We start from the raw sequence: 10,112 nt of genomic DNA, 5'->3' as shown, positions 1-10,112 counted from the left end.
GCCCCCGCCCCCGCCGCGCGCCGGACCAGCGCCGCCGCCCCGGCCAGCACGACAAAGGCCGCCAGGACGCCCCCCGCCATGCCAAGCGTCAGCCGCCACAGCCCCGAAAACAGTGCGGCAGCCCCCACCAGCGCGATCAGCGCCGCGACGATCATCACCAGATAGCGCCGTTCGGGCCAGCCGCCCCCGGATGCGTCCGCGTCGCGGAACAAGGTCGCCGCCCGAATGCGCCGCGTTCGCGCCAAGGGCCACAGCGCAAAGATGAACGCAGTCAGCACGCCATAGACCGCCGCCTGCGCCAGGGGGCCCGGATAGACGCCGAACTCCGCCGGCACCGGCAGGCGCGCCGTCAGCAGCGGCGCCAGCGCCAAGGGCACCGCCGCCCCCAGGATCAGCCCCGCCGCGACGCCGATCGCGGTCACCGCCCCGATCTGCAGCAGATAGACCTGAAAGATCGTCCGCCCCGACGCGCCGAAGGTCTTGAGCACGGCGATGGTCTCGGTCTTGCGGGCCAGATGGGCGCGCACCGCGGCCGACACGCCGACCCCGCCCACGGCCAGCCCGGTCAGCCCGACCAGCACCAGGAACGCGCCGATGCGGTCCACGAAACTGTCGATGCCCGGCGCGCCACGGCGGCTGTCGCGCCAGCGCGCGCCGCTGTCGGGGAAGGCCACGCGCCAGTCGGCCCGCAGCGCGTCCAGATCCGTTCCCGGCGGCAGCGCCAGCCGATAGTTACTGTCGAACAGCGTGCCTGCGCCCAGCAGCTCGCTGTCGGCCAGCGCCTCGCGCAGCACCAGCGTGCGGGGGCCGAAGCCGAAGCTGGCCGCGCCCGCATCGGGTTCGCTGACCAGCCGCGCAGTCAGCACGAAATCCTGCGTGCCAAGGCGGAAGATGTCACCCGGCGACAGCCCCAGCCTGTCGGCCAGCAGCGGCGCCATGACGCCCCCCGGCAGCCCCTGCGGCGTCGTCCCCAAGGCCTGCGCCAGCGGCATGGGCGGGTCCAGCACGGCCTGCCCCAGCAGCGGCCAGGCCGCGTCCACGCCCTTGACCTGGGTCAGGGCGCGTTCGGAGGCATCCCCCTGCCCGACCACGGCCATGGACCGGAAATCAACTATTTCAGAGACGGTTACGGCCCGATCCTCCAGCCAGTCGAGCTCCTCGGGGCTGGCAAAGCGATAGGTCAGCTGCACCTCGGCATCGCCCCCCAGCAGGACCGCGCCCTGCGAGGTCAGCCCCGCCTGTATCGCCGCGCGGACGGACCCCACGGCGGCGATGGCGGCCACGCCAAGCGCCAGACAGGTCAGCAGCACCCAAAACCCGCGCAACCCCCCGCGCAGGTCGCGCCGCGCCAGCCGGGCCGCCAGCGCCAGGCTCATGCCGCGGCCTCGGCGGCCAGACGGCCGTCAGCCAAGCGGATCACCCGGTCGCACCGTCGCGCCAGGTCCGGGTCATGCGTGACCAGGACCAGCGTCGCGCCATGATCGGCGCGCAGCCCGAACAGCAGGTCCATGATCGCCTGCCCCGTCGCCCCGTCCAGATTGCCGGTGGGTTCGTCGGCCAGCAGGATGGCCGGGCGCGGCGCCGCGGCGCGGGCTAGGGCCACGCGCTGCTGCTCTCCGCCCGACAGTTGCGCGGGGTAATGGTCGCGCCGCGCACCAAGGCCTACGCGGTCCAGTTCCGCCGCCGCGCGGGCGAAGGCGTCGGGCGCACCAGCCAGCTCCAGCGGTGTCGCGACATTTTCAAGCGCCGTCATGGTGGGGACCAGGTGGAAGGACTGGAACACCACCCCCATATGGGACAGACGAAAGCGTGCCAGCGCATCCTCGTCCAGCGCGGTCAGGTCTTGACCCATCGCCTGGACAAGGCCGCCCGTGGCGCGTTCCAGACCGCCCATCAGCATGAGGAGCGACGACTTGCCCGATCCCGAAGGACCCACCAGCCCGACCGTCTCTCCGCGTTCGACCTGCAGCGACAGGCCGCGCAGGATCGGGACCGGCCCGGCATTGCCCTGCAACGTCAGATGCGCATCGGACAGGCGGATCACGGGGTCGGCCATCGGGTCGCTCCTTCGTCGCGGTCTGGGTATCGGGGCACGATATGGTCGGCCCGCCCGCGAAGGCAACCGCCTGACAGCCGCCGTCGCGGCGCTGGCGGTCACCATCGCGGCATCATGGGCAGCCCCTGCTTACGCAGAGACGCTGCGTCTGACCGCGATGGGCGACAGTCTGACGCAGGGATACGGCCTGCCGCAGGATCAGGGGTTCGTCCCCTTGCTGGAGGCCTGGCTGCGGGGTCGCGGCCATGACGTGGCGGTGACCAATGCGGGCGTGTCGGGGGATACCACGGCAGGGGGTGCCGCGCGGATCGACTGGACGCTGGCGGACGGGCCCGACGCGATGATCGTGGCGCTTGGCGGCAACGATCTGTTGCGCGGGATCGACCCGGCCTCCAGCCGCGCGAACCTGGCGGCGATCCTGGACAAGACGCGGGCGGCGGGGGTGCCCGTCCTGCTGGCGGGCCTGCCCGCGCCGGGCAATTACGGCCCCGATTTCAAGCGCGACTTCGAGGCGATGTATGCCGATCTAGCCACCGAGTACGATGCGGTGCTGGTCCCCGACTTCCTGGGGCCGATCGGGGAAAAGGCCACGCAGGGCTTGTCCCTGTCGGACCTGATGCAGGACGACCGCATCCACCCCAACGCGCGCGGCGTCGAGCAGATCGTGGATGCGATCGGCCCCAAGGTCGAGGAGCTGCTGGCCCGGGCGGATCAGTAGCGCGCGGCCATTTCCGGCAGGGACATCGGGCGCAGCTTGTCGGCGTTGCCGGCGGTGCCGAAGGCCTCGAACCGGTCGCGGCAGACTTGGGCCATCATCGCCATCGCGGGCTTCAGATAGGCGCGCGGATCGAACTCGGCCGGGTGTTCGGCCATCACGCGGCGGATCGCGGCGGTCATCGCCAGGCGGTTGTCGGTGTCGATGTTCACCTTGCGCACGCCATGGCGGATGCCACGCTGGATCTCCTCGACCGGGACGCCCCAAGTCGGGCGGATGTCGCCGCCATGGGCGTTGATGATCGCTTGCAGATCCTCCGGGACGGAACTGGAGCCGTGCATCACAAGATGGGTGTTGGGCAGGCGGCGGTGGATCTCCTCGATCACATGCATGGCCAGGATGTCGCCATCGGGCTTGCGCGTGAATTTATACGCGCCGTGGCTGGTGCCCATGGCGATGGCCAGGGCGTCCACGCCGGTCTCCTCGACGAACCGCACGGCCTCGTCGGGGTCGGTCAGCAGCTGCTCCTCGGACAGCTTGCCCTCTGCGCCGTGGCCGTCCTCGGCGTCGCCCATGCCGGTCTCAAGGCTGCCCAGCACGCCCAGCTCTCCCTCGACCGACACACCGCAGGCATGGGCCATCTCGGTCACGCGGCGGGTGATGTCGGCGTTATAGGCGTAATCGGCGGGCGTCTTGCCGTCCGATTTCAGCGACCCGTCCATCATCACCGAGGTGAAGCCGTTCTGGATCGCGGTCGCGCAGGTTTCCAGCCCGTTGCCATGGTCCAGATGCATGCAGATCGGGATGTCGGGATAGGCCCGCGCCAGACCCGCGATCAGCCCCGCCAGCACCGCGTCATTGGCATAGGCCCGCGCGCCGCGGCTGGCCTGCAGGATCACCGGGCTGCGGGTGGCCTGGGCCGCCTGCATGACCGACAGGCCCTGCTCCATGTTGTTGATGTTGAAGGCGGGCACGGCATAGTCGTGCTCAGCCGCGTGGTCCAGAAGCTGGCGCAGGGTGATCATCGGCATGGGATGTTATCCTTGAAGGGCGGCGTGAAGCGCGTCGATTTCCTCGGACGCGCCAAAGAACAGCGGGGTGAAGTCATGCGGCCCGCGCGGCACGCGGTCCAGGATCGGGCCATGCCCGTCGGTCGCGCGGCCCCCGGCCTGTTCGATCAGGAAGGCGATGGGCACGCATTCATAGATCAGCCGCAGCCGGCCGTCGCCGTATCCGGGCCGGGTATCGGCGGGGTACAGGAATGCACCGCCCTTCAGCAGGATGCGGTGCAATTCGCCCACGGCGGCGGCCAGCCAGCGCATGTTGAAGTCGCGCCCGCGCGGCCCGTCCCGCCCTGCGCGCAGATCGCGCGCCCAGGCCTGAAGGCCCGGCGCCCAGTGGCGTTCGTTCGAGGCGTTATAGGCGATGGTCGAGGCCTGAGGCTTCAGCCGCAGGTTCTGGCGGGTGACGCGGAAGGCATGGGCCTCGGCGTCCCAGGTCGCGACATGGACACCCGCGCCGGTGGACCAGCCGAAATCGACCGAATGACCGAAGGAGGCATAGCCTGCCGCCACCACCGCCCGGCCTGTCCGCTGGAATCCCTGCGGGTCGGCGGGCAGGATGCTGAACAGCATCCCCAGGGGCGCGCCGATGCCAATGCTGCCCGAGCCGTCGATCGGGTCGATCGCCACGTCGAAGGCGCCGCCTTCGTTCAGCAGGATGATGTCCAGGGCTTCCTCGGACAGGACCTGGCGCACGCCCGCCGCACGCAGGGCGGCGATCATGTGGTCGTGGGCCGCGACGTCCAGCGCCTTCTGCCGGTCGCCGCTGTCATTGGTGCCGACGATGGCCTCGGGGTCACCATGCAGGCGCCCCGCCGCCAGCCGTGCGGCCAAAGGCGGCAGCGCGCGCGCGATGGCTGCCACGATGACCGCCGCGCCATCGCGCGCCAGCACATCGTCCAGCAGCGGCCCCGTCGCGGGCCTGTCCGTCGGCAGGCGCAGCATCACCGGCCCGCGTATTTCGCGCCGACCGCGTCGATGGCGTTGACATTGCCCGCCGACTTGCCGTTGCGGTCGAAGTTTTGGGTCTGCGCCAGCCAGGCATCGGCGATGGCCTTGGCCAGTTCGGGTCCGATGACGCGGGCGCCCATGGTGATGATCTGCGCGTCGTTCGACAGGGCCGCGCGTTCGGCCGAATAGGTATCATGCGTCAGGGCGGCGCGGATGCCCGGCACCTTGTTGGCCGCGATGCAGACGCCGATGCCCGTGCCGCAGACCAGGATGGCGCGGTCATAGGTGCCGTCCATGACCTGGCTGGCCACCCGGTCCGACAGGTTGGCATAGAAGGCGTCGGGGCCTTCGTCGGTGCGGCTGATCTCGGCCACGTCGAAGCGGTCCCTGAGGTGGTCGGCCAGCACCTTGGCCAGACCTTCGCCCGCGCTGTCCCCTGCGATTGCCAGTTTCATGCGTCATCTCCGATGGTTGCGGCGCATCGCGCCAGGATGTCCAGATAGCCGTTCACGTCCCAGGCTGACCGCCCGATGAACAGCCCGTCGATATGCGGGCAGGCGATCAGTTCCGCGCAGTTGCCCGGATTGACCGACCCGCCGTAGAGGCAGGGCACGCGGCGGCCCAGCACGTCCTGCGCGACCGCGATGATCTCGGCCTGCCGCGCATCGGCATAATCCGATGTCGCGGGGATGCCGTTCGCGCCGATCGCCCAAACCGGCTCATACGCCAGCAGGATCGTGGCGTCGGACCCTGCCACCGGCTCCAAAGCGGCGCGGACCTGCGTCTCCAGCACCTGCGTGGCGCGGCCAGCCTCGCGCTCGGCCAGGGTCTCGCCGATGCAGATCAGCGGGATCAGGCCGTGGCGGACGGCGGCGGCGGTCTTCAGGCCCACGGTCCTGTCCGTCTCTCCGAAATGCTCGCGGCGTTCGCTGTGGCCCAGCTCCACGATGTCCAGCCCGCAATCGGTCAGCATCACGGGGCTGATCTCTCCGGTCCAGGCGCCCGCGTCGTCCCAATGCATGTTCTGCGCGCCGACCTTGACGTCGGTGTCCGACAGCGCCTCGGCCACCTGGCGGCAGGCGGTGAAGGGCGGGATGACGAAACGCTGGATGCCCGCGGGCGCGGGCGTGCCGCGCAACCCTTGGGCAAAGGTCATCGCCTCGGCCAGGGTCTTGTTCATCTTCCAGCTGGTGCCGATCCAGAATTGGGTCATGCGGGGTCCTTTGCGATGGTCAGCGCGATGCCTGCCCGGTCGATCGCGGCGCGATCCTCGGGCGCGGGAGGCGCGTCGGTGATGATGGCGTCGAATTCGGTCAGGTCGGCCAGCGCATGCAGCGCGCTGCGCCCGAACCGCGCGTGGTTGACCAGCAGCACGCTGCGCTCCGCCGCGTGCATCATCGCGCGTTTCGCGCGCACCGCGTTGTCGTCCATGTGGAAGGCCCGCAAACCCGCCACCGCGGGGGTCGAGATGAAGGCCAGGTCCGCATGCAGCCCGGCCAGCGCGCTTTCCGTGACCATGCCGAAGAAACCGTTGAACTTGGCGCTGTAGATGCCGCCAAGCGCGATCAGCGTGACGCGCGGCGCATCCTTCAGCCGCTCGATCACGGCGGCGTTGTTGGTGATCACCGACAGGGGCGCGCATTCCGTCAGGCTGGCCCCCAGCAGCGCCGCCATCGAGCCGTCATTGACCATCACGGTCATCCCCGGCTCGATCAGGGCGCGGGCGGCATGGGCCATGCGGATCTTGGCCTCTCCGTCCTGCAGGGCGCGGATGCGGAAGTCGCTCTCGAACTGGGTGCCGGCCTCGATGGTGGCGCCGCCGCGAACCTTGCGCAGCAGGCCCGCCTGTTCCAGGTCGTCCAGGTCGCGATGGATGGTCATCTTGCTGACCGCGAAACGGGCCGCCAGATCGTCCAGGTCCACGGCGCGTGCCGCGACCAGCAGATCCATGATCGCCTGTCTGCGTTCCTCGCGTTTCACCCAAACCCTCCCCTGGTCGCCGGTTTCATAACATGATCCGCGCACATAACAACACCGACTTTGTGACTTTGTGATTTTTTGTTGTGATGATGACAGCGGCGGGTTATGGAGGGCGCGACAGGAGGACCGCCATGCCCTTAGACACCCCCAAAGACCCCGCCATCGCCGCCAAGGCCGATCTGGACCCGCAGAACTTCGCCCTGGCGAACTGCATCCGCGCGCTGACCATCGATGCCGTGAACGCCGCCAACAGCGGCCATCCCGGCGCCCCGATGGGCATGGCCGATGCCGCCACCGTGCTGTTCCGCAACCACCTGAAGTTCGATGCGGCCAATCCCGACTGGCCCGACCGCGACCGCTTCGTGCTGTCGAACGGGCACGCGTCCATGCTGCTCTACAGCCTGCTGCACCTGACCGGGTACCAGGACATGACGCTGGATCAGATCAGGAATTTCCGCCAATGGGGCGCGATCACCGCCGGCCATCCGGAATACGGCCATGCCAAGGGCGTGGAGACCACGACCGGCCCCCTGGGCCAGGGCCTGGCCACCGCCGTCGGCATGGCGCTGGCGGAACGCGCGCTGGCCGGAGAGTTCGGCGATGATCTGGTCGATCACCGCACCTGGGTCATGCTGGGCGACGGCTGCCTGCAGGAGGGCATCGGCCAGGAGGCGATCAGCCTGGCGGGCCATCTGGGCCTGGGCAAGCTGATCGTGCTCTATGACGACAACAGCATCACCATCGACGGCCCGACGTCGGTCAGCTTCTCCGAGGACATCCCGGCACGGTTCAAGGCCTGCGGCTGGCATGTCCAGAGCTGCGACGGCCATGACGGGCGCGCCCTGGATGCCGCGATGGAGGCCGCCAAGGCAGAGACGGGCAAGCCCTCGCTGATCGCGATGAAGACGATCATCGGCTTCGGCTCTCCCAACCGCGCGGGCAGCTATTCCGTGCACGGATCGCCTTTGGGCAAGGATGAGGGCGCGCTGACCCGCGAGGCCCTGGGCTGGAGCCACGGCGCCTTCGTGATCCCCGACGATCTGGCCGCCGAATGGCGCGAAATCGGCGCGCGCGGCGCCGCCGACCGCGAGGCCTGGGAGGCCCGTCTGGCCGCATCGCCCAAGGGCGCGGCCCTGACGCACCGGCTGTCGGGCGATCTGCCCGAGGGCTATGACGCGGCAGTCTCCGCCGCCCGCGACGCCCTGTTCGCCGCGCCCAAGAAAGCCGCGACCCGCAAGGCCAGCCAGATGGCGCTGGAGGCGCTGACCCCGGCCGTGCCCGCGATGATCGGCGGATCGGCCGACCTGACCGGATCGAACCTGACCCGCGTCAAGGCCGTCGACACGCAGTTCACGCGCGAGGCGCCCGGCCGCTACATCGGCTATGGTGTGCGCGAGTTCGGCATGGCCGCCGCGATGAACGGGCTGAACCTGCATGGCGGCGTGATCGCCTATGGCGGCACGTTCCTGGTGTTTTCCGACTATGCCCGCAACGCGATCCGCCTGTCGGCGCTGATGGGCGTGGGCACGATCTATGTCATGACCCATGACAGCATCGGCCTGGGCGAGGACGGCCCGACCCACCAGCCGGTCGAGCATCTGGCGTCCCTGCGCGCCATCCCCGGCCTGACCGTCCTGCGCCCCGCCGATACGGTCGAGACGCTGGAGGCCTGGGACATCGCGATCCGCAACCGGACCGTGCCGTCGCTGCTGGCCCTGTCCCGCCAGGACGTCCCGCAGCTGCGCACGGAGGCCGGGTCCGAGAACCTGACCGCCAAGGGCGCCTATGTGATCCGCCAGTTCGGCGAGGGCCGCGACGTGACCCTGATCGCCACAGGAACCGAAGTCGCCATCGCCGTGGAGGCTGCCGAGGCGATGGCCGCCGAAGGCATGGCCGTGGCGGTCGTGTCGATGCCCAGCTGGGAGCTGTTCGAGGCGCAGGACGCGGATTACCGCGCCCAGGTGCTTGGCACCGCACCCCGCATTGCGGTCGAGGCCGCGGGCAAGTTCGGCTGGACCCGCTATGTCGCGACCGAGGACGACGTGATCGGCATGACCGGCTTTGGCGCATCGGCTCCGATCGACCGGCTGTACCAGGAGTTCGGCATCACACCCGAGGCCATCATCGCCCGCGCCCGCCTGGTGACAGGCCACTAATCCAAAGGCCAAGGCCGCAAGCGGCCTTGCCACGATGCTCCCCACGCGCGCAAAGCGCGCGCGGGGCCCAGCGGCAGCGACCGGGTCGGGGTTTCCCCGACCCGTCCCCGTTTGGGTCACCCCGCCATCAGCGCGCGCGCCGTCGCCTCGTCGGTGATCAGCCCGGACAGGCGCCCGCTGTTCAGCACCGCGCGGATGGCCGCGACCTTTTCCGCGCCTCCGGCGACGACCACGATACGCTGATCCTGCCCCCGGTTCAGGTCCACCGACAGCGTCCGCGCGCTCAGCGTCGTGTCCAGCACACGGCCCGTGGCATCGAAGAAATAACCCATCATCTCTCCGACGCCCCCCGCGGCGTTGATCTCGGCGATCTCGCGCGCCTCAATCATGCCGGATGCGACCAGCTGCGCGCCCGCATCCGCCGTGCCCATGCCCACGAAGGTGAGCGTGGCGCTGTTCGACAGATCGAAGATGTCGCGCACGCCGGGCTGGGACAGCAGCACGGCCCGGTCGCCTTCGGAATTGGCAAAGAACGGCACCGGCATCACGAAGGCCTGCGCCCCGGTCTTTTCCGCCAGCGTATGCATCACGTCATGCGGGTTCGCCGCATAATTGCGCGTCAGCCCGCCCAGGACCGCGACGAAGCGCACCGCGCGCGCGTCAAAGCGCGGCATCTGCCGGACCGCCGCCGCCAGCGTCCGGCCATGCCCCAGCCCGATGACCCTGTGTTCGCCTCGCTCGATCTCGCGGCGCAGGAAGCCCGCGCCCGCCAGGCCCAGGGCGCGCAGGGGCATGCCGTCCTCGCCCAGGTCGGGGGCAACCTCGCAGTGGTCCAGCCCATAGCGCGCGCACAGCTGATCCTCCAGCATGGCGCATTCGACGATCTCTCCGTCGATGGTGACCTTGACCACGCCCTCGGCCACGGCGCGGGCGATCAAGCGGTGCGCCTTGACGCCGGGCAGGCCCAGCCGCTTGGCGACGGCCGCCTGCGTCAGCCCGCCCGCATAATGCAGCCAGGCGGCCCGGATCGCCAGGCTCTGCTCCGGATCGACCGGTCCCCGCCGGGCCATCAGGCGGCGGCCCGCATCAGGGCGTCCAGATCGTCGGCCGACAGGGGTGCCGGGTTGGCCCTCATCGACGACGACGCGGCCGCCGCCTGCGCCGCGGCCTTGCGCGCCGCCGCGTCGATCCCC

The 10,112-nt window shown here is 70.0% G+C and carries 10 protein-coding genes; 2 read left to right on the top strand and 8 right to left on the bottom strand.

Translation table 11 applies throughout. The features are described from left to right. Both FHD68_RS15310 and FHD68_RS15305 read right to left on the bottom strand, forming a co-directional pair. Positions 1-1,376, bottom strand: a 1,376-nt coding sequence (locus tag FHD68_RS15310; RefSeq protein WP_139086157.1) for an ABC transporter permease, incomplete at its 3' end; no start/stop codon positions are given. Next, complete coding sequence (locus tag FHD68_RS15305) at positions 1,373-2,056, bottom strand: ABC transporter ATP-binding protein (RefSeq protein WP_240542511.1); 684 nt, start codon at positions 2,054-2,056, stop codon at positions 1,373-1,375. The genes FHD68_RS15310 and FHD68_RS15305, both read right to left, overlap by 4 nt. 157 nt (positions 2,057-2,213) lie before the next feature. On the opposite strand from FHD68_RS15305, the gene FHD68_RS15300 reads away from it, so the two are divergent. After that, entirely contained in the window at positions 2,214-2,774 is a 561-nt protein-coding gene (locus FHD68_RS15300; RefSeq protein ID WP_341872770.1) for an arylesterase, read from the top strand. Here the strand turns inward: FHD68_RS15300 and fba are convergent. From fba to FHD68_RS15275, 5 genes are read right to left on the bottom strand one after another with little or no spacing between them, the layout of a single operon-like run. Then, the gene (gene fba, locus FHD68_RS15295; protein ID WP_045982706.1) at positions 2,768-3,802 is read right to left on the bottom strand and encodes a class II fructose-bisphosphate aldolase; all 1,035 of its coding nucleotides are present in this window, start codon (positions 3,800-3,802) and stop codon (positions 2,768-2,770) included. The two genes, FHD68_RS15300 and fba, sit on opposite strands and share 7 nt — an antisense overlap. Positions 3,803-3,808: 6 nt before the next feature. Beyond that, on the bottom strand, positions 3,809-4,777 hold the full coding sequence (locus FHD68_RS15290; RefSeq protein ID WP_127898030.1) for a class 1 fructose-bisphosphatase: 969 nt from the start codon (positions 4,775-4,777) through the stop codon (positions 3,809-3,811). After that, on the bottom strand, positions 4,777-5,238 hold the full coding sequence (derI, locus tag FHD68_RS15285) for a D-erythrulose-4-phosphate isomerase (RefSeq protein ID WP_127898029.1): 462 nt from the start codon (positions 5,236-5,238) through the stop codon (positions 4,777-4,779). Before derI ends, FHD68_RS15290 begins: the two co-directional genes overlap by 1 nt. After that, on the bottom strand, positions 5,235-5,996 hold the full coding sequence (locus FHD68_RS15280) for a triose-phosphate isomerase (RefSeq protein WP_127898028.1): 762 nt from the start codon (positions 5,994-5,996) through the stop codon (positions 5,235-5,237). Before FHD68_RS15280 ends, derI begins: the two co-directional genes overlap by 4 nt. After that, on the bottom strand, positions 5,993-6,763 hold the full coding sequence (locus tag FHD68_RS15275) for a DeoR/GlpR family DNA-binding transcription regulator (protein ID WP_045982702.1): 771 nt from the start codon (positions 6,761-6,763) through the stop codon (positions 5,993-5,995). The genes FHD68_RS15280 and FHD68_RS15275 overlap by 4 nt, the downstream gene beginning before the upstream one ends. Positions 6,764-6,894: 131 nt before the next feature. On the opposite strand from FHD68_RS15275, the gene tkt reads away from it, so the two are divergent. Then, the gene (gene tkt / locus FHD68_RS15270; RefSeq protein ID WP_127898027.1) at positions 6,895-8,919 is read left to right on the top strand and encodes a transketolase; all 2,025 of its coding nucleotides are present in this window, start codon (positions 6,895-6,897) and stop codon (positions 8,917-8,919) included. 116 nt (positions 8,920-9,035) lie between these two features. Here tkt and FHD68_RS15265 read toward each other — a convergent pair whose 3' ends face one another. Continuing rightward, positions 9,036-9,989 (bottom strand): sugar-binding transcriptional regulator, encoded by a 954-nt coding sequence (locus FHD68_RS15265; RefSeq protein ID WP_127898026.1) that lies wholly within the window; start codon positions 9,987-9,989, stop codon positions 9,036-9,038. Between the last annotated feature and the right edge of the window lie 123 nt (positions 9,990-10,112).

This window comes from Paracoccus marcusii (genome assembly GCF_006151785.1).
Taxonomy (GTDB): Bacteria; Pseudomonadota; Alphaproteobacteria; order Rhodobacterales; family Rhodobacteraceae; genus Paracoccus; species Paracoccus marcusii.
The sequence above is the reverse complement of the archived record's forward strand: the minus strand, read 5'-3'. Positions and strand labels throughout refer to the sequence as shown.